The sequence below is a fragment of the Anoxybacillus sp. EFIL genome, assembly GCF_013096955.1.
Taxonomy (GTDB): domain Bacteria; phylum Bacillota; class Bacilli; order Bacillales; family Anoxybacillaceae; genus Anoxybacillus; species Anoxybacillus ayderensis.
Window position 1 is genome coordinate 391954 of record NZ_SDLH01000001.1, and the last position, 24374, is coordinate 416327.

The following is a 24374-nucleotide window of genomic DNA, read 5'->3' on the forward strand; positions in this document are numbered from 1 at the left end:
ATTTAGTAATGAAGTGAATCACCCCCTCCGTTATACATATTTACTTTGAAACGAAGAAATGATTTGAAATTCATCTTTTAGTTGCCTATACAATCTTATATACAAATCAAATAGTTCCGCATAAATCGCTGTATGCTGTCCATTTGGCTCATGACGTGATGAAATACGTAGCCACGACTTTACTTCTTGTAGTGAAACAATGTCTCCCGTCGCATAAAGAGCCAATGCTGCAGCCCCTAGCGCGGAGGCCTCATGCGTCTCCGGGACAAGCAATTCTTTCCCCATCATATCGCACAACATTTGGCGCCAAAACGGTGACTTCGCAAATCCACCAGACACTCGAATTTCTGATAACGGTCCGATCACATCGCGAACAGCGAGCGCAACAGAAAAGACGCTCATACAAACACCTTCCATGACGGCTCGAATAAAATGCTCGCGCCTATGTTGCAAGCTAATCCCAAAAAATGTGCCGCGCGCATGTGCATCCCAATACGGTGCGCGCTCTCCAGATAAAAACGGCAAAAATAACAATCCCTCTGATCCTGCTGGAACACGTGCAGCGTATTGTGTCAGTAAATCGTATGGATCGATTCCTAGTCGTTTAGCCACCTCTTTTTCTTGTGCCCCAAATTCGTCACGTAACCAGCGTAATAAAATGCCGCCATTGTTTGTCGGGCCTCCGATGACCCACTCATTTTCTGTCAACACATAACAAAACGTTCGCCCATGTTCATCGGTTTTTGGAAGTGGTGAAATTGTTCGTACCGCTCCACTTGTGCCAATTGTTATCGCAGCTTCATGCGGCAAAACTGCGCCGACCCCGACATTTGCGAGCACCCCATCACTCGCTCCAATGACGACAGGGATATGTGTAGAAATACTGAGCTGTTCTGCCCACTTTTTGTCCATTCCTTGTAACGTATATGTCGTCGGAACAAGCTGAGATAGTTGCTGGCGGTCAATATGAAGCAGTCGCAAAATTTCTTCGTCCCAATCAAACGTCTGTAAAGAAAATAGGCCGGTTGCCGAGGCAATTGAATAATCGACAACATACTGATGAAACCACTGATGTAATACATATTCTTTAATCGAAATAAACTTATGGGCTCGTTCGAATACATGTGGCTCATGTTCTTTGAACCACATCAATTTCATAAGCGGCGACATCGGATGAATAGGTGTTCCTGTTTTTTTATATATGTCCATCCCTTTTTCACTTGCTCGCAACTGTTCAGCTTGCTTGTTGCTGCGATTGTCCGTCCAAATGATACAATTCGTCAATGGGCGATGATGATCGTCGACTAGCATGAGCGAATGCATCGCTACACTCAGCCCGACCGCCTTCACTTGTTCCGATGAAACGCCCCCTTTGTATATCGCCCCTTGTATACTTTGCATCACCGCTGAAAAAAGGACGTGAGGGTCTTGTTCCGCCCATCCCGGTTGGGGATGAAGCATCGGATATTCTACCGCATGCATCGCTCGAATGCGTCCATCCTCTTCGAAAATAACCGCTTTTGTACTTGTCGTGCCAATATCTATTCCGATGACGACTTGGCTACTATTCACCTTTATCTCCTCTTTTCTTTGCTGAATCCCTTTCTATTAACTTTGGAGCAAGCCGAAACATTTGGGGAGAAATCTCGCCGTCCATTTGCATAAAGAGCCGTTCCGTGGCTTTTTCCCCCATCTCAAAAGCTGGTTGGGCAATTGTTGTTAGTGAAGGAGTATAAATGGACGCAAACGGAACGTCGTCAATACTGATAAGTGCTATGTCATGTGGAATAGTTAGTTGACGCCTTTTGACAAACGTCAACACCTCCATCAATGTTAAATCGTTAATGGCGAATATCGCTTCAGGCAGTTTGTTCCGTTGCAAAAGCGCATCTAGTCGCCCCGAAATGTGCTTTACTTGCTCGGTAATGATCCATTCTTCTTTGATTGGAAGATTTGCTTCACGCAACGCATACCGAAATGCATTTATCCGTTCTGTGCGCGGAATGACGTGTGGCGCAAATGGTGGTGCTACGAGTCCAATATGTTTATATCCTTGCTCAATTAAATAATGCACCCCTAATTGGACAGCACGTTCGTTATCTAATAAAACAGCATCTACATCGATTCCTTCAACCGTTCGGTCAACGAATACAACTGGTAATCTTGCTTCAATCATTCTTTTATATAAATCGACATTTTTTCCTGTTGGAAAAATAATAAATCCATCCACTTGCTTCGCCCATAGCATATCAATATATTTTTTTTCCTTTTCAGGATCGTCATCTGTATTACAAACGATGACATGAAAATCATGTTGTTGACACATATCCTCAATCGCCCGCAACACTTGTGTCGTCAACATATGTAAAATGTTAAAAACGATAACGCCGATCGTCGCTGTTGATTTTTGTTTTAAGCTTCGAGCAATGACGTTTGGGCGGTATTGTAGTTGCTCAATTGCCTCCGCGATACGTCTTCTCGTTTCCTCGCTCATGTACTCATATCTCTTGTTTAAATATTGCGATACTGTACTTTTCGACACGTTTGCTAGCTTCGCTACATCAGCCATCGTCACTTTCTGCAACGTATTCATTCTCCTTTACTAAATCGATTTAGTAAGTAAACCGGTTTAGCAGTATTATACACAAAAATGAAAGCGTTTTACAACATTTTTTAACAGTATATTTAAAAAAATGATGCACAAATAAGAAACGGAGTTCAGCGAAGAGATATGGTTATATTCTTAACATTGTAAAAATAAACACAATATGGCTCTTCACCAAAAGTTGTACTTGATTTTTTTCTGAACATACCCTATTTACGATTGTGAGGAAAAATCAGTAAATCAATGGTTTTTGCACATCTTTGTACAAGAAACCGTATTGCTTGTCAAGTACATTTTGTGGTGATGAACCAAACAAATATCAAAATGGAACAAAATGGTTGTGGGGCAGTTGCCTTACAACCATTTTGTCAACAGTCTGAGACCCGTAAAGGTCTTTTATATCAACGAATATTTTTCTTCTGCATAGTGAATGAATTTTTCAACGGTCCATAATCTATCCTGATATTCTGCTGGATACAATGAGTGATAAGGTTTTGGCACAACTAGAATAACTTTTTCTTCAGCCATTTCATCCAACTGGTTTGGAGATATCCCTTGTTGAAGTGTTAATAAGTGCTTTTCTTTTATCCTGTTTGCTTCATTAAGTATCTGTCTCCATCTGTCCTTACAGGTGGTCTTTACTCCTAAAAAGATCAAATTGTTTTCAGGAAATGACATATCCGCATATGCAGCATTTGAAGGAAACAAGAAATCTGGTTTTTTATTTCCTTCAGATTTGCCGGGATGACTAAATGGGATATTGTATGAAGATAACAAGAAATCAACATGATGTTCTAAAGACTTTCCTGCACGACTTTTTCTTCTATTTATAACACTGTTTGCAATAGTAATTAATGTCTCTAAATCATTCAAAGGTTTTGTTAGATAGTCTTTATAAACATTTCTTTCAATCGATCTAAATACACTATATTCTGTTTTCACCCACTCTAAAATAATATTGTCTGGTGAAAATTGCTTTTTCTTGTATACATGTTGATGTATTCTTCTTGCTATTTCTGCAAGTTGAATAGTTTCAGGGAAATCATCAAATTGAGCAGCAACATCTTCAATTTCTTTTTCCAACTTTGCTGATAAGTCAATATCTTTTACTTTACCTCCATTGTATACTGCATTATTATCCATAAGAGATAAAGAGAATGTATCTATAAATATTTCAATCTCTTCTTCTGTGTCTAAGATATAAACTTTATAATTCTCCATGTCCATTGGAATAAAGATAATTAAGTTTCCTACCTGCTCTGTTTTATCAAAAGGCGAATTACTCCAAAACCTAGTAATTCGATATTCATTTCGTGTTCTTCTTCCATAATAAATCACACGGCTTTCAAAAGGATGATAACCGTCAATATGTACTTTTATAAACTTATCTTTATTTTCCCCTTTTACTCCTTTCTCCTCAAAAAAGATATTCCAAGCCTGTTTTGCAATGTAAAGTCCTACTTGATGTGCTCCTGTCAAATCAACATCATTAGCAGAAATAAACTTACAATAAAAGCGACCAAATTTCTTGGCCGCCTCAATAGCATTAGTCAGTTTTTCAGAATTATTTTGTTGCATACTCGGCCCGACCCTCTTCCAGATTATCTTCAATTGTTTCATCCCGTTCTATGGCTTGTATCATCTTTTCTGCTATCAATTTAACAACGGGAACAGCAACACTGTTGCCAAATTGCTTATATGCAGCAGTGTTACTAACTACAATCTTAAAAGAATCTGGAAATCCTTGCAAGCGCGCACATTCGCGTGGAGTTAATTTTCTCGGATTTTTCCCTTCTTGCGGGATCAGAATTTCTGAACCGTCCTTATAGTATCTGGCAGAAAGAGTACGGGAATATGAATCTAAATTGGCTAACCCATAACCGAAACCATTTCCTTTTTTAGCATGTTTTTCTTTGTATGTTTGTAGGTATTCCCAAAGTTTGTCGCTTAATGTGTATTTATCATCTACATTCTCTTCCAAGATGCTTCTTAGTGGTGGTCCCTGTTCAGGTATTTTCGGAAACTCAAATTTAAGGGGCTTTTTAAAGCCTACAATATATATACGCTCACGATTTTGGGGAACAAGCCCTTTTGCATTTAATATCGCATCGTAAACCGTATAACCTAAGTCGTTTTCCAAGACATTTTTTATTACTTTGTATGTTCTACCTTTATCATGACTTTTAAGGTTTTTTACATTTTCCAATAGGAAAGCCTGTGGCTGTTTTTCCTTTAAAATACGAGCGATATCAAAGAATAAAGTTCCTTGAGTTTCGTCGAGAAATCCATGTGGTCTTCCCAAAGATTTTTTTTTGCTTACACCTGCAATAGAAAATGGCTGACATGGGAAGCCAGCGAGCAAAATATCATGATCGGGAATATCCTTAGCATCAATCTGTCTAATATCACCATGTGGTTTCTCACCAAAGTTAGCCATATAGGTTTCCTGTGCTTTTACATCCCATTCAGATGAGAACACACAAATACCGTACGGTTCGAAGGCAAGCCGCATACCTCCAATTCCTGCAAAAAGATCAATAAAACGATATAGCAAATTTGACACCTCCTTCGAACACTAGTCCTAATTCAATTGTAGCAAATTTTGTTGTTTAATGGTCGTTTAAATGATAAAATATCATAGTTGCCTTTTACAATACCCTAAAAGAAAGGGTTGATACAAGTGGCAAACGTCGTAATTTATTACCAAACAAAAGAAACAGAAAAGACGGAAGAAGCAATTGAATTTATAAATAACTTAATACAACAATTAGAAACAAACTATGTTATAAAAGGAGTATTTATAGATAATCTCAACGAGAGAAATGAATTTTATGAATTACTTAATTCCCCATTAAATGAAATCGATATTATCTTTCTTGAAAAACCGTTGGAAGACGAGTTTGATAAAAAATTATTGTTTGAAGTAGCAAAAATGGAAAATATACATATAAAATATTTTGGACAGATATAACCTTCTTTTTGGTTATAAAAGAGGGGTTCTTTCGGAAATCTGAATTTGCATATGACGAACATTTTGACTGTTACCTTTGTCCCAATAACCAAGTGTTATCTTATTCAACAACGAATCGGGAAGGCTATCGGGAATATAAATCCAATCCATCTGTGTGCAAGACGTGTCCTTATCTAGAAAAATGCACAGAAAGCAAAAGCCACACGAAAGTGGTCACACGCCATGTTTGGCAAGATTACGAGCACTTACGATATGTGCCGGAGCATCGAGAATTGTATGAGCGGAGAAAAGGGACAATCGAACGAAATTTTGCAGATTTGAAAGAGAGGCATGGTCTGCGCTGGACGAATTACCGTGGATTGGAAAGAAACCAGATGCAGGCGATGCTTGTTTGTGCTGCGATGAATTTAAAGAAATTAGCAAACTGCCTATGGAGAATGGGCATCTCCCCTCTTTTTCACTTATGTATGTCGTTATTTTCGTCGGTTCATCGAGGAAAACAAATATCAAAATGGAACAAAATGGTTGTGGGGCAGTTGCCTTACAACCATTTTGTCAACAGTCTGAAGTCAGCTCTGAACACGCTGACTTTTTTATGCTGATGTTTTCGTTGGGAAACGTCCGTCTTTTTCATCTGTTTGTACATATGTTTTTTGAACGTGCGGAGACGTCATAAGGGAAATCATCGCGCCGTAGTCGACCGCAAAGCGAATGAAGTCACCGACTTGAATGTCGGTGTACGTAGCGTCAACGATAATATGGTCGCTGCTTGAGCCAATGATTTGAACGGGTTGTAGAGGAGTTAATCCGTTGACGTACACATCTTGGCGACCGATGCCGACAATGGCGCGCTTCATCATGCCTCGTTCTTGAAATATCGGCGTTTCGCCAAATGCATTTCGGCTTTGTACACCATATGGGACAGACGGCTTCGTTTTTACTTCAATCACTTCTGCGACGAAACAAAACGCATCTTCGTATAAACCTTGAATCGCAGCGCCACGAATCGTCTCCCGTCCTAAAAAAATCGCCTCACCTAATCGCAAATGGTTAATACACCCGACGTCTTTCGTCTGTTTAAGCCAATAGTAGTTCGCGGAGTTTCCACCAGATACGTACGGCAAAAACAGCGAATATTGTTTTTGAATATGCTTCACGAGCGAGGAAAGTTCACGCATTTTTTGATCGGTCGGAATAATGCCGCCAAAGCAGGCAAAGTTCGCCCCAATGCCGACAATTTCGATATTCGGCAACTGCATCGCCTGTTCAATAAATGACGGCAAATCACTCGGCATAACACCTTCGCGCAAATCGCCCATCTCGACCATGACGATAATCGCATGCGTCTTGTTTTGCTTCATCGCTTCTGTCGAAATGGCACGCACGACATCCATTTCCGATTGAACGCTCACATCGACATGTTGGACGACTTGACTCACTTCGCTCAACGCCGGGGTGCGAATGAGCATATACGTCGCTGGAACTTGCGCCGATTTGAGTTTTGCGATTCGTTCCACTTTCGTATCAGCTAAACTCGTTATACCGCTATCAACAAGAGCGCGAGCAATTTCAACATCACCGTTTATCCCTTTCACGACAGCTGTCACTTGTATTCCTTTTTCCTCACACCATTTTTTCAATGTTGCGGCATTATGACGGATTTTCCGTAAGTCAATTTCGACTTTCGCCGTCATTACACCGCCACCTCACGCTTTTGTAACGATGGGAAAAATTCGATGAGGCGTGCGACAACTTTATCTGCCCCATATTTCAGCACGTCTGTTACAGGCATATGGAATGTTCGTTCATATTCATCAATCGTTCGCTTCAGTTCGTCATCTGTCATTCCTTCATGGTTTAACGTGATCGCTACAACTTTCGTCTTTCCGAAATGTTCAATTAATGCGATTTCGCTTTCGACCGTAGGCATGTCGATAAACGGGAAATCACCGAGCACTTTTCGTTTCGGTGGATGTTGTAAAATAACGGCTTGCGGCCGCGCGCCTTTTAAAATGCCAGCCGAGCTGACGTAAGCTGGATGGCTAAGCGCCCCTTGTCCTTCGACGATGATGATATCCGGCTGCTCCGTTTCATATGCGCGCACAACTTCTCGTTCAAGCTCTCCAATCATGTATTGAAGCGGAAACGCATCCATCGCAAAGCCGTATGAAGCTCCTTGAATTAAGCCCGTTTGCCCTGTGGCAACAAATGCCGTCTTATAGCCGCGCTTTTGTAATGCTTGATCGACAATCATCGCTGTCGTCCGCTTCCCGCACGCACCGTCTGTCCCAAGCACCGCCACAATCGGCGCTTTCACTTGCAAAATGCGTCCGGTAAACAACGTCCATTCTTTTTTCGGACGCGGCTTGCGAACGTCGCGAATCGTAACGCCATAACGTTTCGCCATCGTCATCATTTCTTCATCTTCTGTTAAAAACTCTTGAAGGGGATTCACGATGTGCATCCCTGCTTCCATTGCTTCGATAATCACTTGACGTTCTTCTTTTTTGAGAAAAGCGTTCGCTGGAGCAATTCCTAAGATGAAGTAGTTCGGTTTTTCTTTTGCGGAGGCTATTGCATCTTGAAGGTTTTTACAAATCGGAATGCCATTTTTCTTTTGATCAAGTACTTCTCCAGCATCTTGACCAGCTTTTGTCGAATCAATGACCGCAACAATGTCATACAGCCCCGAATCACGCACAAGCCCATTCGCCGTTTTTCCATCCATGGAACCAAATTGATGTTCACAATACACAATGGCGTATTTCTTCACGAGAAATCCCTCCATTTCTTTGTGAAATCAATATTTCCATGAAAAAAAACATCTCACTTCACCATAGCCGGAAAGAAAGATGTTTCTACTCTATATAATAACGAATGTTGAAGAAAAAGTAAAATGGTATATACAAAAAAATCCAGATTCTAACATGCTGGTTCTTGTAGGTACGATACAAACAATTGTTCTTTTGGTGCTTTTTATTCTGATTTGTTGTTTCAATTCCTCATAGGTACGATACAAACCTTCTTTCGGCAGGTATCGCGATGATTGTATATGCGTTTCAATTCCTCATAGGTACGATACAAACAGAGTCTGATGTCGCAGAAGCAGTCGAAGAAACTGCTGGGTTTCAATTCCTCATAGGTACGATACAAACCCCAAAAAAGTGTTGATATATCAACACATGGAAAAGCTATACAACATCATTATACATCCATCCGAAAATTCAGTCAATGGTCTTTGTCGCTTGATACGTCTGACAAAGTGACAAAAATTAAACTGTCGTCGATCCCCCGGATTTTTTGCAAGATTGGAGGTCGACGACAGTTGTGAAATGATGAACAAATTGATTATCCTTTTGTCGTTTTATCCGTTCCTTTTCTCATCATTATCCGATCGGTAGCTTAATAACAAACGTCGTGCCTTTTTCCGAACTGTCATGAAGCGCAATAGTTCCGCCATGGTTTTCAACGATTCGTTTGACGATCGTTAACCCTAAGCCTGTCCCTGACGGTTTCGTTGTCATAAACGGTTCAAACATCGTCGCTTGCATGTCTTGTGGAATTCCTTTCCCAGAATCGTAAACGTACATATTGTACGTCTCATCGACATCGGAATATATGCAAATCGTGCCGTCTTCTTCGATCGATTCGATGCTGTTATGAAACAAATTGTATAGCACTTGCATCATTTGTTTCGGATCAAGCCGCAACAAAACGCGGTCAAGGCGGACGTGCACGCGAATATGTTTCGCCTCTAACGTATGTTGCAACAACGAAAGCAAGTCTTGAACGATCGTTTCCATATACGTCTCTTTCAACATCGGCGCACTCGGTTTTGCGATCAAAAGCATATCTTCAACAATCGCATTAATGCGGTCAATTTCTTTTAATAAAAGCGGAATGTGGTATTGCTCGCGATCGCTTTGTGCCATATTTTCATTCATAAACGATAAAAAGCCATGAATGACCGCAAGCGGATTGCGAATTTCATGCGCTGCTTTCGCCGCCATTTCCCCGACTGCCGCCAACTTTTCCGATTGATGAATGCGTTTTGTAAGCTCCTCGATTTCGGTGATGTCGAGAAAGAAAATTGTACGGCCAATATGCTCCCCGTACAAGTTAAGTAAATTCGATTGTGACACTAAAAATATTTTTTTCTCCCCTGCACGTTCATATGAAACTTTTACTTGTTGAAATGGATCACGGCGAGCGAAAAGATCCCAAAACGAAACATTCGTTTCACTTTGCCTTTTTTGTTCAATCATTTGTTTTATTTCTTTTTTATCTAAACCGAGCAAAGTAACTGCGGAATGGTTAATAAAATGTTGCGAACTTGAATGATGCATCGTAATAATTCCGATCGGTAACGTATTCAATAACTGTTCAATATATGCTTTGTCATGAGCCACTTTCTCATACAATGTTCCGTACTTCCTAAGTGTAAAAGATAATAACAAAATAACAGACGTAAAAAGGATAATTCCAAATTGTGCATGTAAAGTCAAAAGGCTGACCAACACGAGCGATGCGAGCAACGTGACACCGTAACTAGACAGCCACTCACTTAACATGCTAATTAAAATATGGCTAACACGATAAGAGGAAGAAAGAGAGAAAAAACCTGCCATCAATAGTATATTTATCATAGAGTAAACAATAAGCGAGCCTAAATATGCCCCTAAAAAATAAATGGAAAACGCACCACTTTCTCCTCCGAACATAATAAAAGAATAGTAAGCCCCGACAATCATCCACGTATACATAGCAAAATTACAAACATGCTTCCACCACTTCATGCTCTTCTCATGAAATAAATATGTCGGAAGCATGCTTAAAAATAAAACCATTAACGCCATTTCTAACCCATATACAAAAACGGTTGCTAAATAGACGGCAGAGTCTAACGAAAATCCGTTTCCTTTCGGAGGAAGATGAATCATATAAACGCTTAGTAAAATGACAGAGATACAAAGTAAAACTAACATCGACCATTGTTGTTCGATATGCCCAAAAGGCCATCTATACAAAAATAACATGCATCCAGATAAAGCGACGAACGTTGCGTATAGCGCATATAATCGTTTCATCAAATGTACTCACCTATCACATAAATTGAGTTAACCCCATCATTCTATGCCAAACGGCGACAAGACGCAATGAGAAATTACACTATTCTATTCAAAGTATAACGGATTGAAACATGTGAATGTGATGTGAAAAAATGTAAAAAACATGGCGTGATGACGCCATGTTTTACTTGAACATCATATCGTCCTTGCGGGCAACGCCTGTTTGATATGCCGCTTTCATGACGGCTTCGCGCACTTTTTCTGCCACTTTATTGTTGAACACGCTCGGGATAATGTATGTTTCGCTTAGTTCTTCGTCTGTGACGACCGAGGCGATCGCTTGAGCGGCAGCGAGTTTCATTTCTTCATTGATTTCAATGGCGCGGCAATCTAGCGCCCCGCGGAAAATGCCCGGGAAGCAAAGAACGTTATTAATTTGGTTTGGATAGTCGGATCGACCTGTCGCCATGACGCGAACGTACGGTTCCGCCACTTCTGGATCAATTTCTGGAACAGGGTTGGCCATCGCAAAAACGATCGGATCTTTCGCCATTTTTTTCACATCTTCTACCGTTAAAATGCCTGGTGCGGATACGCCAATAAATACGTCCGCCCCGGCGATAACGTCTGAAAGCGTGCCGCTTATATTTTCCGGATTCGTCATGTGCGCATATTCGTTCCAATACGGATTGTCATATTGGACGCCACGATGAATCGCCCCTTGTCGATCCACGCCGATAATGTTTTTCACACCGGCCGCCAACAATATTTTCGTGCAAGCGATTCCTGCTGCTCCGATGCCCGTTAATACGACTTTAATATCCTCAATCTTTTTATCTACAATTTTTAACGCATTAAGTAAACCTGCAAGCAAGACGACGGCTGTACCGTGTTGGTCATCATGAAATACAGGAATATCTAACTCTTGTTTTAACCGCTCCTCAATTTCAAAACAACGCGGCGCAGCGATATCTTCTAAATTAATGCCGCCAAAAGCTGGGGCAATCGCTTTTACGATTTGAACAATTTCATCCGTATCTTTCGTATCTAAACAAATCGGGAACGCATCAACGCCGGCGAGCTGTTTAAATAACATCGCTTTTCCTTCCATGACAGGCATCGCCGCATACGGCCCAATATCCCCAAGACCGAGCACCGCCGTGCCGTCTGAAATGACCGCAACGGTATTTCGTTTAATCGTCAATGAATAAGCTTTCGTCGCATCTTCCGCGATCGCTGTACATATGCGCGCCACCCCCGGCGTGTACACGCGCGCTAAATCATCGCGCGTTTTAATCGGAATTTTCGATTTCACTTCAATTTTTCCACCGATATGCATTAAAAACGTCCGATCTGAAACGTGAATGACTTTCACGCCAGACGTTTTGCGCAACGTATCGACGACGACATCCGCATGTTTCGAGTCGAGGACGCTTACTGTAATATCGCGCACTGTATGCGTTTTGCTGGAGGAAATGACGTCGATGCCGACAATATCACCGCCAGCTCGTCCAATCGCCGTGGCGATGTCGCTAAAAGAGACGACGTTTTTCGCAAATTGTAACCGAACCGTGATGTGCATGTTTGCTCCGCTTGCCATGTCGTTACCTTCCTTTTCATCATTTTCTTCAATGTTTACCTGCGATACCCGGACTTGTCATCGCATACGGGTCTAAAATATCATTTAATTGCTTTTCGTTCAACAAATCGTACTCGATACATAATTCACGCACCGATTTCCCTGTTTGTAGCGCTTCTTTCGCCACGCGCGACGCCGCTTCATAACCGATGTACGGATTGACTGCCGTAATGACGCCGATGCTGTTTTCGACATGTTGTTTTAACCGTTCTTCATTCGCTTCAATGCCGGCTAAACAGTAGTCTGTAAACACGCGGAATACGTTGTCCATCATATGAAGCGACTGAAGCAAATTAAAGACGAGCACAGGCTCCATGACGTTTAATTCTAACTGACCAGCTTCTGACGCTAAACAAATTGTATGATCGTTTCCGATGACTTGAAATGCCACTTGATTGACGACTTCTGCCATGACCGGATTCACTTTCCCCGGCATAATGGACGACCCCGGCTGGCGGGCAGGCAACGTAATTTCCCCTAACCCTGCGCGCGGGCCAGACGCCATAAGACGAAGATCGTTCGCGATTTTCGACATGTTGATCATACATACTTTTAACGCAGCTGATACTTCCGTATAAGCATCTGTATTTTGCGTCGCATCGACGAGATGTGCTGCACGCACGAGCGGTAAGCGCGTCAACTGAACGAGATGAAAAATGACGCGTTCAATATAGGCAGGATCAGCATTTAAGCCCGTTCCGACTGCCGTCGCCCCGATATTCACTTCATACAAATGTTGGCGCGACTGAGCGATGCGCTTCATGTCGCGAGCGACGACGCGGCGATACGCTTCAAACTCTTGCCCGAGCCGAATCGGAACAGCATCTTGTAAATGCGTTCGTCCCATTTTAATGATGTGGTCAAACCGTTTCGCCTGATCGGCGAACACGTCATGCATATGTTCCATCGTTTGAAGCAGTTGATCGATCATCTTCAACACCGCAATATGAATGGCAGTCGGAAACACATCGTTTGTCGATTGCGACATATTGACGTGCGTGTTTGGGCTAATGACATCGTAATTCCCTTTTCGCTCCCCCAGCCATTCAAGTGCGCGATTCGCGATCACTTCGTTTGTGTTCATGTTGATGGACGTTCCTGCGCCACCTTGAATCGGGTCGACGATAAATTGATCGTGCCATTGCCCGTCGATCACTTCCTCGGCTGCTTTCACGATCGCTTCACCGATGCGCCGCGGAAGTTGACCTGTTTCCATATTCGCGAGCGCTGCCGCTTTTTTTACGGTCGCCATCGCTTGAATGAGCTCGCGGTGAAGACGATACCCTGTAATCGGAAAATTTTCGGCCGCACGCATCGTTTGAATACCATAATAAGCATCGTACGGAATTTCTTTTTCACCAAGCAAATCTCGTTCGATTCGTACTGCTTTCGTTTGCATCATTTATGCATCCCAACTTTCCCCTTCTTTTTCTGTCATGTCATTGGCAATCGGCGTTTCCATTATCTTTTTTACGTCAAGCACATTCGTCGTTTTCCCTAACGCCCACATGAGCTTCGGCACGATCGCTTCCGTGTTCATATCGCCTGATAAAATGACGGTATTTTGCGCCACTTTTCGCCCAACTTCATATAATGTTAAATCTTCTCCTTCTTCTAAACATTGCGTCGTAATGACAACGGCCATGCCATCATCAATTAGCTCCTTTATTTTCGGCAACAAATTGCGCCCTTGAAACGGCACACCGCCGCTTCCAAAACTTTCGATAATGACGCCGCGATATAAATGGCGAATGTAATCAAATATTTCTGGCTTCGTGCCCGGATGAAGCTTCAGTAAAAACACGTCCGGGCAAAGCGACGGATCAAATTGCAACTTGCCGATCGGCTTTGGCAGTTCGTATTGATAATCGATGCGATCGTGATGAATGTAAGCGACGTACGGATGGTTAATGCTTTCGAACGCATCATAGCTTTTCGTCCGCATTTTTACTGCCCGCGTACCTAAAATAACGCGCCCATCGAAAACGACGAACACCCCACTCACATCTTCGCACGCAAAACGAAGCGCATCGCGTATATTTTTTTTCGCATCCGTTTTCGGAAAGCCGATCGGCACTTGAGAGCCGGTCAATACAATCGGTTTATTCACGTTTTGAAGCATATATGACAACGCAGCTGCCGTATACGCCATCGTATCCGTTCCGTGCGTCACGACAAAGCCGTCATAGCGATCGTATTGCTCATAAATCGCCTCCGCAATGTCACGCCAATGCTCCGGCTGCATGTTTGTGCTGTCGATGTTCATTAAAATTTGGCTATCTAAATGATACGGCTGATTTTCAATCGTAATGTAGCTCGTCAGCTCCTGTGCCGTCAACTTTGGTGTAAGCCCTTCTTCGCTCAGCACGGAAGCAATCGTACCACCTGTCGCAAGCAACAAAATGTTTTTCATTATCGTCACCTCAAATATGGCGATTTTAAGTCATCTATTGTATTCTTTGTGTCATGTAGTGTAAACTATAAATACATCCGTTCGCGATTCGCGTACCTTCATTTCAATTATATTCAGAAAAAAAGAAAATAACAAGTGCTTTTATTCATTTCGCGAACAGCAAAAAAGGGGGAGAAACATGATGATTTCGAAACGATTATCGGAATTAAGAAAGAGAAAGCAATGGTCGTTGCAATATATTGCCGATCAACTCAATATCGCAAAAAGCACATACGCCGGCTATGAGTCCGGTTATCGCCAGCCGTCGCTCGAAGCTGTCAAGGAGCTGGCGACGTTGTTTGGCACAACGACAGACTACTTACTCGGGGCAACAGACGAGGAACAACCGTCGATTGAGCTCACTCGCCCGACGGTTCGACTGACAGTAGACGGTGAAGCCGTGACGGAAGACGAAATCATTCAACTCATCGCATTCATCCGCGCAAAACGCGACATCGAAAATAAAAAATAGGCGCCATGCAACGCCTATCCAATCACATCAGCAACATCGCGCGCCAATTGCGCAACAGATGCATACGGCAGATCCAACTGCAACATGCGCCGCAACACGCAACGCGCCTCTATTGACAAGGAAAGTTCGTCTTCCCAACTTTTCTCTTTGTCCTCTGTCGGCTCATAAGAAGAATACAATAAAAACAGTAAAAAATGACCGAGGGCATATATGTCGCTTTTTACATCAATCGTTCGCCTAAGCCGCTGTTCAAGTGTAAACAACCGTTCATTTTTTTCGTATAAAAAGCGCGCAAGTCCAAAATCGAGCACATATACAATCCCGTTGCGAAAAACGATATTTGGGATGCGCAAGTCGCGATGTACAATGCCGTGCTCATGAATGTATTGCACGACACGCAACACATCGGCCAATAGTGAAAACGCTTCTTTTTCATCGTACGTTTTATTTTTATCAAAAATAAGCGTCTCTATCGTATCCCCTTCAATATATTCCATGACAAGATGCGGAATGCCGCGCGCATCGAACATATCATATAGCTTTGGAATTTGCGGATGGTTTAGCTTTCGTAACATGAGCGCTTCTCGTTCAAACGATGCGATTCGCTTCTTTTTTTTCGTTCGCTTCATTTGCTTTACAACGACAAGCTGGTTCGTCTCCTCATCGCGCGCCACATATGTTATCCCGTAGCTTCCTTCACCGAGCCGCGCTTCAATCGTGTATCGCCCGTTTACGACCGTTCCTTCCCGATACGGCTTTTCAATAAAAATCATGAACTGCCAAAAAAGCTAGAAAATACGCTATGGCTACGATGCTTCTTTTTATAATGTTTATAGCCGTATTGCGACGGATGGCGATGCGGACGGTACGTATAACGGTCACTGCTGCTGTAACGATGCTTGTGCATATTTTTGTGTAAAAGCATCTCAAGCAATTTTTTCAGCATGGTTATCATCCCCTTCATAACGGATAGCTTACTATACGGAAAAATAAGAAAAAAGTTTCATATTTAAAGTATATCCTTGCGAAATAGAAAAAATTTTAAGAAAATACATAAGAAGGGGGAGATCATATGTTTCGAGATGGGATAAAATCAGGAGTAGCTATTGCGATCGGATATGCGCCTGTTGCGCTAACGTTCGGTTTATTAGCGAAATCAACAGGGCTGTCGCTTATGGACACGACGCTTATGAGCATGATTGTATTTGCAGGGGCGGCGCAATACATTTCGCTCAATTTACTATCTCTTGGCACCGGTCCGTTTGAAATCATTTTAACGACGTTTATTTTAAACATTCGGCATTTTTTAATGTCGGCGTCGCTCAATGAAAAAGCAGAAAACGATTCGCTATGGAAAAAAGCGCTATACGCATTCGGCATTACGGACGAAACGTTTTCGGTCGCCTCGATGAAACAAGGTACCGTTTCTGCTTCGTATATGTTCGGACTCATTTTCATTTCCTACAGCAGTTGGGTCGTCCATTCTGCAATCGGACATATCGTTGGCGCGCACTTGCCCGAAAATGTACAAGTAAGCTTATCCGTTGCCCTTTATGCGATGTTTATCGGCTTGTTAGTTCCTGCCGTCAAAACAGAACGGAAAGCGCTATGGCTCGCCGTTTGCGCCGGTGCCATCAACTGCGTGCTTTTATTATGGCTTCACGTCCCGAAAGGATGGGCGATCGTCATCTCTACAATCATTTCCGCTATATGTATTCAATGGGTTGTAGAAAAAGGAAAGGAGACGGAATATGCACAGTAACATTTTTCTCATCATTCTTGGCATGGGGCTTGTGACATACATTCCGCGCATGTTGCCATTGACGCTATTTCATCGCATCGAATTGCCGCCGTTTTGGCGCGGTGTATTGCGAAACGTTCCATACGCCACGCTCGGCGCATTAATTATCCCAGGCATTTTTTTTATCCAAGACGATCGGTTGTTTGGCATTCTCGGCTTTTTCAGCGCTGTCATTGCTTCTTGGCTCGGCGTCAACATCATGGGCGTCGTTTTAATATCCGTCCTCGTGCTAACGGTATATACGATGGTGTGACATAAAAAAAGTCAGCGTGTGAGGCGCTGACTTTTTCTTTCTTTTTTCTCGAAAACAGCAATGACGACCCCAATGATAATGAACACCCCGCCAATCCAAAAAGATAGACGCAATTGTTCATGTAAAAAAAGCCAACCGAATAAAGAACCGACAAGTGGCTGGAAAAAGAAAAAGAGTGAACCGACGCCCGCATCCATCATTTCCATCCCTTTATTCCAAAGAAAAAACGCTCCTGCCGTCGACACGATCCCGAGATAAAAAATCCCGAGCACGACCGAAAACGAAAACGTTTGTGACGTCCGTTCTAGCCATTCCCATACCATCATCGGCGTTGTGCCAATGAGGGCGACAAAAATCGCGTATGTCGTCATCACTAATACGGAAAGGCGCGCAGATGCCATTTTGACGAGCACAGACAAAAGCGCCCACGTCACCGCAGCTCCGACGAGTAGCACGTTCCCGAAAAACGACGTCGCCTCTCCCTCGCTCCAGCCAACGATCACAACAACCCCGATCGTTGCTAGTAAAAGGGCGCTTAGTTTTCGCGGCGTCACCGTTTCATTCAACAGCCAACGAGCGAAGATGACGATAAACGCAGGAGTTGCTGACGTAATGAGCGACGCGGTGTGCGCATCCGACCATTTCGTCCCGACGAACTGGAGTGAAATTGAAACAACATATCCGACGATGCCGATACGTATGATCTGCTTCCAATCGTCCTTTCCTTTCGGCATCGGGATGCGCTTTAGCCGTAAAATCATCCATAATACAAAAAAAGCGATCGCATAACGAAGCCATACGAGCGTAAAGGGTGGAACGTAATCGAGCACATATTTACTCACGACATACATCCCACCCCAAATGCTAGCCGCGAGCGATAAATACAACGAACCGAGAAACGTTTGTCTCATCCTTCTTTCTCCTTCTTTTTTCTACAAGTCGTTACCACCTTCTATTCATCTTTTATTTTATCAAAATGTATTCATTATTTTCATCTTTCCGAATATGGCACATAGAAAAAGCTGCCGCCGATTGTTTCGACGACAGCTGACATATCATGATCGTTTAAACATCGTTTGTTGTTTGTTTTGCTTTTTTCGTTTTAAGTCAAAGCGGTCGGCGTTCATCACTTTGACCCAAGCTTGAATAAAATCGTTGACGAACTTTTCTTTATTGTCATCTTGGGCATACACTTCTGCGATAGCACGTAAAATGGAATTTGCCCCAAAGACAAGGTCGACTCTTGTTGCTGTGTAAAGCAATTCGCCCGTTTTTCGGTCTCGCCCTTCATAAATGCCACCTTCTTGTCGCTTCCATTCGATGTTCATATCAAGCAAATGGACGAAAAAGTCATTCGTCAACACGCCTACTCGATCAGTAAATACGCCATGTTTCGCGTTACTATAATTCGCCCCGAGAACGCGCAACCCGCCAATTAATACGGTCATTTCAGGCGCTGTTAAATCGAGTAAAAATGCTTTTTCCACTAGCAACTCTTCTGGACTGACGTGATATTGTTTCTTTTGATAGTTACGGAACCCATCAGCAATAGGCTCCAATACCGCAAAGCTGTCTACATCAGTTTGTTCTTGCGTCGCATCGCCGCGCCCTGGCGCAAACGGAACAGTGACATGAAACCCGGCATCGCGGGCTGCTTTTTCTACTGCTGCGCTGCCGCCAAGCACGATCAGATCAGCGAGGCTCACGTGTTTATGAAACTGACTTTGAATACGTTCGAATACACGTAATACGTTTTGAAGTTTCTCCGGTTCGTTCACTTCCCAATCTTTTTGTGGCGCAAGACGGATGCGCGCTCCGTTCGCTCCTCCCCGATAGTCGGTAACGCGAAACGTGCTCGCTGAAGCCCAAGCTGTCGCAACGAGCTCGCTCACAGTTAAGCCCGAGTTTAAAATGTTTTCCTTTAATTGTGCAATCTCTTCTTCCGTCAATTCCACATCTCCTGCAGGAATCGGATCTTGCCAAATAAAATCTTCTTCCGGCACTTCTGGACCTAAATATCTCGTTTTTGGCCCCATGTCGCGATGAGTTAGTTTAAACCAAGCGCGCGCAAAAGCATCGGCAAACTGTTCAGGATGTTGATGGAAACGGCGAGCAATTTTTTCGTACGCTGGATCCATTCGTAAAGCTAAATCGGCCGTTGTCATCATCGTCGGCACTTTTTTCGTTGCATCTTCCGCATCGGGCGCAAGATGTTCTTCTTTCGGTTGCACAGGCTTCCACTGATAAGCCCCGGCAGGACTTTTCGTTAACTCCCATTCGTACCCGAATAATAAATCAAAATAGCTATGATCCCATGTCGTCGGTGTAGGCGTCCATGCCCCCTCTATCCCGCTCGTAATCGTGTCGCTTCCTTTGCCAGAACGATATGTGCTAAGCCATCCTAATCCTTGCGCTTCAATCGGCGCCGCTTCTGGATCGGGACCGACATGAGAAGCATCCCCTGCTCCATGCGCTTTACCGAACGTATGGCCGCCTGCGATGAGAGCGACCGTTTCTTCATCGTTCATTCCCATGCGCGCAAACGTTTCACGAATGTCACGTGCGCTTGCGAGCGGATTCGGATTGCCGTTTGGCCCTTCAGGATTGACGTAAATAAGCCCCATTTGCGTGGCAGCAAGCGGATTTTCTAACTGGCGATCATCCGTATGGCGTGCATCTCCTAGCCATTCTTTTTCGCTTCCCCAATAAACATCTTCTTCAGGATGCCAAACGTCTTCGCGCCCAGCTCCAAAGCCAATCGTTTTTCCACCCATATCTTCAATCGCCACTGTACCAGCTAAAACGAGCAAGTCCGCCCAAGAAATTTTATTCCCGTATTTTTTCTTAATCGGCCATAGTAGCCGTCTCGCTTTATCTAAATTCGCATTGTCAGGCCAACTATTTAAAGGGGCAAAACGTTGCGTGCCACGATTAGCACCGCCTCGGCCGTCGCCAATGCGATACGTTCCTGCCGCATGCCAAGACATACGAATAAACAAAGGGCCGTAATGACCGTAATCTGCCGGCCACCAATCTTGCGAGTTTTTCATTAAGTCGCGCAAATCTTGTTTCAAAGCTTCATAGTCTAATTTTTCAAACTCCGCAGCATAGTCGAACTGCTCTCCCATCGGGTTCGACTTTTTATCATGCTGTCTTAAAATATTTAAGTTTAATTGATTGGGCCACCAATTTTGATTTACTGTGCCACTCGATTGTACACTTGTCGCTCCACCGTGATGAAAAGGACATTTTCCTCCATTTGCTTGATTGTTGTTTTCCATGTTCCTTTCCTCCATTCACTTTAAAATGAAAATCATTATACATTTAGAATTATACTAAATAAGAAATAAAAATCAAATAAAAAGAAACATATAATTGATATTTTTATTATGTTATATATTATATTTTTGATTAAAAATAATGAATTTTATGTATATACTCTTGTTACTTCCAATCAATAGAAAAAGCCAGCGTATCATACGCTGACTTTCTGTTGTTTTCTTCAGTTGTAAGCTAGTTATTTTCGTTTCCAAACGAATTGTAAAACAAGTAAAATTACAAAACTGCCAAGACCGATGACATCTGACCAAACAGTCGGGTTAATGAGCATCACACCGGCGCCAACCGCAACGACTCGCTCAATCCAATGCAAACTGCGCATCCAATATCCAACCATCCCTGCACCGATGGCAATCATTCCTGTAACGGCCGTGAAGATGACCCAAAGCAATTCCGTTATAGTTGTATCAATCATAAGCAGCTGTGGGGATAAGACGAACATGTACGGAATAATGAACGCCGCAATCGCCAACTTCGCCGATTGAACTCCGGTGCGAATCGGCTCCCCACCTGATACACCAGCAGCGGCAAAAGCCGCGAGCGCCACCGGAGGAGTAATATCTGCAATAATCCCAAAGTAAAACACGAATAAATGAGCCGATAAATCAGGAACACCAAGCAAAATAATGGCTGGCGCAGCAATCGTTGACGTAATGACGTAGTTCGCGGTTGTTGGCGATCCCATTCCTAAAACGATCGCCGCAATCATCGTTAAAAATAACGTTGGCAATAAATGCCCTCCTGCAATATCAAGCAATCCGTTTGCGAGCTTTAACCCTAATCCTGTTTTCGTCACGATGCCGACAATAATTCCGGCAGCTGCAGTAGCGGCAGCGACCCCTAACGCTGTCCGCGCTCCGTCTACAAGCGCATAAACGATATCGACAAGTTTCATATTCGAGTCGCGGTTTATAAATCCGACGACGATGGCGATGGCGATGGAATATAACGCCGCATGCGTAACAGTCACACCAGCCGTCAATAAGACGATGACCGCAATAATCGGAATAAGCAAATAAATTTTCTTAAACACTTCTTTTCGATTTGGCATTTCTTCTTTTGACAGTCCACTTAAACCGATGCGCTTCGCTTCAAAGTGCGTCATAATCCAAATGCCTGCGAAATATAAGAAGGCTGGAATCGCAGCTGCCTTTGCGATATCCCAATAAGTGAGCCCGCCACCGATAAACTCGACCATAAGAAACGCTGCCGCTCCCATAATTGGCGGCATCAACTGCCCACCTGTTGACGCTGCAGCCTCGACCGCTCCGGCAAACTCTTTTTTATAGCCGAGCTTTTTCATCATCGGAATTGTAAAAGATCCTGACGTCACAACGTTTGCGACAGAACTTCCGCTAATCGTTCCTTGTAGCGCACTAGAGAAGATGGCTACTTTTGCCGGACCTCCTGTGCTTCGACCGGCAATCGCCACTGCTAAATCGTTGAAATATTGCCCAACACCTGTTTTCACGAGAAACGAACCGAACAATAAGAAGAGGAAAATAAATGTCGACGATACACCTAATGGCGTTCCTAAAATTCCTTCCGTCGTAAAAAACATCGTTTGTACGAGACGTTGCAAGCTCAAACCGCTATGACGCAAAAAGCCCGGCATCATTTCGCCAAAGTAACCGTACGATAAAAATAAAATAGCGATAATGGTAATCGGCAAACCAACCGCGCGACGCGTCGCCTCTAACACAAGCAAAACTGCCAAAACGCCTGTGTAAAAATCTTGATCAGATAGCATGCCGACACGCATGACGATCTTATCAATATGAAGCGGCCAATATAAACCGACGTAAATGCTTAATAAAGCGAGCACGATGTCGTACCATGCTACTTGAAGTTTTCCGCTCTTTCTTTTTCCGCGCCGAGCAGGAAATAAAAGAAAGATGAGGGCTAACGCAAATCCTAAGTGAACGGAACGTTGAATTTGCGCAGTAAAGACGCCAAAAATAGCCGTATACAACTGAAACAATGAAAAAGCTAACAATCCCACAAACACAACTTTTTGAAAAACCCCTGTCAATTTGCGCGTATTCGATTCGGGATCGTATTTTTCTAGTATTTTTTGTTGTTCTTCAGCTGATAATACGTCAACTTTTTCATTCGTCAATGATGTTCACTCCTTTCAACTGCTGCCATAAACTGATTCGAGTTGGAACAATTCTCACCCACTTGCCATAACCGATCTTCTCACCGAGCACAACTTCTTTTTCTTTGTAGATGAGGCGATGATTAGCCCGAACTTGGCCGATGCGGAGATCAATCGTTCGAAAGCGACGGTTCATATTTGTAATGACGTACTTCCCGTTTTTTCGTTCGAACACTTCATTTCCTTCCGCATTCGATGGCATTCCAACCGCAAAGTTCTCATACATCAACTCTGTAAGTACGAGTTCTTTTTCGAATATCGTATATGTTTCGACAACATCGGTGAAATGAATCGAATGTGTATAAACGATTTGAAACGTTTGCGATTCAGCGATCGGAAAAAATGCGATGAGACGATCGGAATCTTCGAAATAAAACGCCACGACTTGCTTATAAGGAAAGAAAAACAAGCAAGCAAGGATGATGAACAAGGGCAAAAAAAAGAAACGTTTCAGCAAAGACATCACCATTCACCTTTAAACAAAACGAAACGATAGACCGAGCAACGTCGGTCTATCATCACATTTCTTTATTTTACGCCTTTTTCAGCAAAGTATTTTTCCGCTCCTGGATGCAACGGAATGTTGCCGATGCCATCGAGCGCTGTTTCGGCTTTAATTAACTTTCCTTTCGCATGCGTAATTTTGTCTGTATTTTCAAAAATAGCTTTTGTAATATTGTATACTGTCTCTTCATCTAAGTCTTTGCGAACGACAAGCATCGCTTTAACTGCTACAGTTGTAACGTCTGAATCAATTCCATACGTACCAGCAGGAATTGTATCTTCCGCGTAGAACGGATATTTTTCAATCAATTGTTTCACTTTCTCAGCAGAAATCGGTACAATCTTCACTTCTTTTTGAGCAGCTAACGCTTCAACTGCACCTGTTGGCGTACCAGCTGTAACGAACGCCGCATCGATGCTGCCTGATTGAATGCCGTCGACAGACTCATCAAAAGATAAGTTTTGTACTTTAATGTCGTTTAAAGAAATGCCGTGAATTTCTAAAATTTGTTGTGCGTTTGCGCTAACTCCAGAACCTGGCGCACCGATGGATACTGTTTTTCCTTTTAAATCTTCAACTGATTCGATGCCGCTGTCTTTTGTCGTTACGATTTGAACTGTTTCTGGATAAAGCGTACCGATCGCTTGTACGTTTTCTACTTTATTTCCTTCAAACATTAATTCCCCATTCAATGCGTAAGAGGCGATATCCGTTTGTGCAAACGCCACCTCCGCTTCTCCTTGTTTTAACGTGTTCATATTTTCCGCAGAAGCACCTGAAGATTGTGCGTTCGCGTTAATTCCTGTCTCCTCTTGAATGATGCTCGCCATCGCTCCACCGAGCGGATAATATGTACCACCTGTACCACCTGTTAAAATGCTAATGCTTTTGACTTTCTCTTTCTCTCCTCCGCTACTTCCTTGCTCGTTCCCCCCGTTACATGCCGTGACAATCATTGTAAACGCTAACAACACGACAAACAACATACTACTACGTAACTTTCTCATCATAACCACCCCTTCTTTTCTATTTCAAAAGTCACAGCACTATAATATCATAAACTACTAGAAACATGTCAAATCATTTTTTATTTTTTTCCAAATTATCGGA

21 protein-coding genes and 1 pseudogene are annotated in these 24374 nt (G+C 43.0%); 5 read left to right on the forward strand and 17 right to left on the reverse strand.

What is annotated here, in order from left to right; all coding sequences use genetic code 11:
- Nucleotides 1-30: 30 nt before the first annotated feature.
- The 4 genes from ES017_RS01985 to dcm form a co-directional block, all read right to left on the reverse strand.
- Nucleotides 31-1572: a gluconokinase gene (locus ES017_RS01985; RefSeq protein ID WP_171334668.1), complete on the reverse strand. Its 1542-nt coding sequence runs from the start codon at nt 1570-1572 to the stop codon at nt 31-33.
- The gene (locus ES017_RS01990) at nt 1565-2584 is read right to left on the reverse strand and encodes a LacI family DNA-binding transcriptional regulator (RefSeq protein WP_171334760.1); all 1020 of its coding nucleotides are present in this window, start codon (nt 2582-2584) and stop codon (nt 1565-1567) included. The genes ES017_RS01985 and ES017_RS01990 overlap by 8 nt, the downstream gene beginning before the upstream one ends.
- Before the next feature lie 417 nt (nt 2585-3001).
- Nucleotides 3002-4183 carry a type II restriction endonuclease gene (locus ES017_RS01995; protein WP_171334669.1) on the reverse strand — a complete coding sequence of 394 codons (1182 nt, stop codon included), beginning with the start codon at nt 4181-4183 and terminating at the stop codon, nt 3002-3004.
- Nucleotides 4170-5159 carry a DNA (cytosine-5-)-methyltransferase gene (gene dcm, locus ES017_RS02000; RefSeq protein WP_253263339.1) on the reverse strand — a complete coding sequence of 330 codons (990 nt, stop codon included), beginning with the start codon at nt 5157-5159 and terminating at the stop codon, nt 4170-4172. The genes ES017_RS01995 and dcm overlap by 14 nt, the downstream gene beginning before the upstream one ends.
- A gap of 126 nt (nt 5160-5285) precedes the next feature.
- Here dcm and ES017_RS02005 point away from each other — a divergent pair, with 126 nt between their 5' ends.
- Both ES017_RS02005 and ES017_RS02010 read left to right on the forward strand, forming a co-directional pair.
- Complete coding sequence (locus tag ES017_RS02005) at nt 5286-5576, forward strand: hypothetical protein (protein ID WP_128999959.1); 291 nt, start codon at nt 5286-5288, stop codon at nt 5574-5576.
- A 17-nt stretch (nt 5577-5593) separates the two neighbouring features.
- Nucleotides 5594-6028: pseudogene (locus tag ES017_RS02010) on the forward strand (transposase); the annotation flags it as partial.
- A 141-nt stretch (nt 6029-6169) separates the two neighbouring features.
- Here ES017_RS02010 and ES017_RS02015 read toward each other — a convergent pair.
- The 6 genes from ES017_RS02015 to ES017_RS02040 all read right to left on the reverse strand — a co-directional run bounded on the left by ES017_RS02015 (nt 6170) and on the right by ES017_RS02040 (nt 14697).
- Nucleotides 6170-7270, reverse strand: coding sequence for an alanine/ornithine racemase family PLP-dependent enzyme (locus ES017_RS02015; RefSeq protein ID WP_171334670.1), 1101 nt, complete (start codon nt 7268-7270; stop codon nt 6170-6172).
- Nucleotides 7270-8349 carry an N-acetyltransferase DgcN family protein gene (locus tag ES017_RS02020; RefSeq protein WP_003399246.1) on the reverse strand — a complete coding sequence of 360 codons (1080 nt, stop codon included), beginning with the start codon at nt 8347-8349 and terminating at the stop codon, nt 7270-7272. The genes ES017_RS02015 and ES017_RS02020 overlap by 1 nt, the downstream gene beginning before the upstream one ends.
- Nucleotides 8350-8962: 613 nt before the next feature.
- Complete coding sequence (locus ES017_RS02025; RefSeq protein ID WP_171334671.1) at nt 8963-10663, reverse strand: two-component system sensor histidine kinase NtrB; 1701 nt, start codon at nt 10661-10663, stop codon at nt 8963-8965.
- A 166-nt stretch (nt 10664-10829) separates the two neighbouring features.
- Nucleotides 10830-12245, reverse strand: coding sequence for an NAD-dependent malic enzyme (locus ES017_RS02030; RefSeq protein WP_171334672.1), 1416 nt, complete (start codon nt 12243-12245; stop codon nt 10830-10832).
- A gap of 28 nt (nt 12246-12273) precedes the next feature.
- Nucleotides 12274-13686, reverse strand: coding sequence for an aspartate ammonia-lyase (gene aspA / locus ES017_RS02035; protein WP_171334673.1), 1413 nt, complete (start codon nt 13684-13686; stop codon nt 12274-12276).
- Entirely contained in the window at nt 13687-14697 is a 1011-nt protein-coding gene (locus ES017_RS02040; RefSeq protein ID WP_003399253.1) for an asparaginase, read from the reverse strand.
- A gap of 181 nt (nt 14698-14878) precedes the next feature.
- Here ES017_RS02040 and ES017_RS02045 point away from each other — a divergent pair, with 181 nt between their 5' ends.
- Nucleotides 14879-15208, forward strand: coding sequence for a helix-turn-helix domain-containing protein (locus ES017_RS02045; RefSeq protein ID WP_003399254.1), 330 nt, complete (start codon nt 14879-14881; stop codon nt 15206-15208).
- Nucleotides 15209-15222: 14 nt separating this feature from the next.
- On the opposite strand, the gene ES017_RS02050 is transcribed toward ES017_RS02045, so the two are convergent.
- Both ES017_RS02050 and ES017_RS02055 read right to left on the reverse strand, forming a co-directional pair.
- A complete protein-coding gene (locus tag ES017_RS02050; protein ID WP_171334674.1) occupies nt 15223-15981 on the reverse strand; it encodes a serine/threonine protein kinase in 759 nt (252 codons plus the stop codon).
- The gene (locus ES017_RS02055; protein WP_003399256.1) at nt 15978-16154 is read right to left on the reverse strand and encodes a hypothetical protein; all 177 of its coding nucleotides are present in this window, start codon (nt 16152-16154) and stop codon (nt 15978-15980) included. Before ES017_RS02055 ends, ES017_RS02050 begins: the two co-directional genes overlap by 4 nt.
- A gap of 126 nt (nt 16155-16280) precedes the next feature.
- Between ES017_RS02055 and ES017_RS02060 the strand changes: the two genes are divergently transcribed.
- Together ES017_RS02060 and ES017_RS02065 are read left to right on the forward strand one after the other, a co-directional pair.
- Nucleotides 16281-16970 carry an AzlC family ABC transporter permease gene (locus ES017_RS02060; protein ID WP_003399257.1) on the forward strand — a complete coding sequence of 230 codons (690 nt, stop codon included), beginning with the start codon at nt 16281-16283 and terminating at the stop codon, nt 16968-16970.
- Nucleotides 16960-17262, forward strand: coding sequence for an AzlD domain-containing protein (locus ES017_RS02065; RefSeq protein WP_003399258.1), 303 nt, complete (start codon nt 16960-16962; stop codon nt 17260-17262). Before ES017_RS02060 ends, ES017_RS02065 begins: the two co-directional genes overlap by 11 nt.
- An 11-nt stretch (nt 17263-17273) precedes the next feature.
- Here ES017_RS02065 and ES017_RS02070 read toward each other — a convergent pair whose 3' ends face one another.
- The 5 genes from ES017_RS02070 to ES017_RS02090 form a co-directional block, all read right to left on the reverse strand.
- Nucleotides 17274-18173, reverse strand: coding sequence for a DMT family transporter (locus ES017_RS02070; RefSeq protein WP_171334675.1), 900 nt, complete (start codon nt 18171-18173; stop codon nt 17274-17276).
- Between the two features lie 144 nt (nt 18174-18317).
- Nucleotides 18318-20543: a catalase/peroxidase HPI gene (gene katG / locus ES017_RS02075; protein ID WP_171334676.1), complete on the reverse strand. Its 2226-nt coding sequence runs from the start codon at nt 20541-20543 to the stop codon at nt 18318-18320.
- Between the two features lie 236 nt (nt 20544-20779).
- Entirely contained in the window at nt 20780-22720 is a 1941-nt protein-coding gene (locus ES017_RS02080) for a TRAP transporter permease (protein WP_171334677.1), read from the reverse strand.
- A complete protein-coding gene (locus ES017_RS02085; RefSeq protein ID WP_171334678.1) occupies nt 22710-23222 on the reverse strand; it encodes a DUF1850 domain-containing protein in 513 nt (170 codons plus the stop codon). The genes ES017_RS02080 and ES017_RS02085 overlap by 11 nt, the downstream gene beginning before the upstream one ends.
- Before the next feature lie 65 nt (nt 23223-23287).
- Nucleotides 23288-24271 carry a TAXI family TRAP transporter solute-binding subunit gene (locus ES017_RS02090; protein ID WP_171334762.1) on the reverse strand — a complete coding sequence of 328 codons (984 nt, stop codon included), beginning with the start codon at nt 24269-24271 and terminating at the stop codon, nt 23288-23290.
- Nucleotides 24272-24374 lie beyond the last annotated feature (103 nt).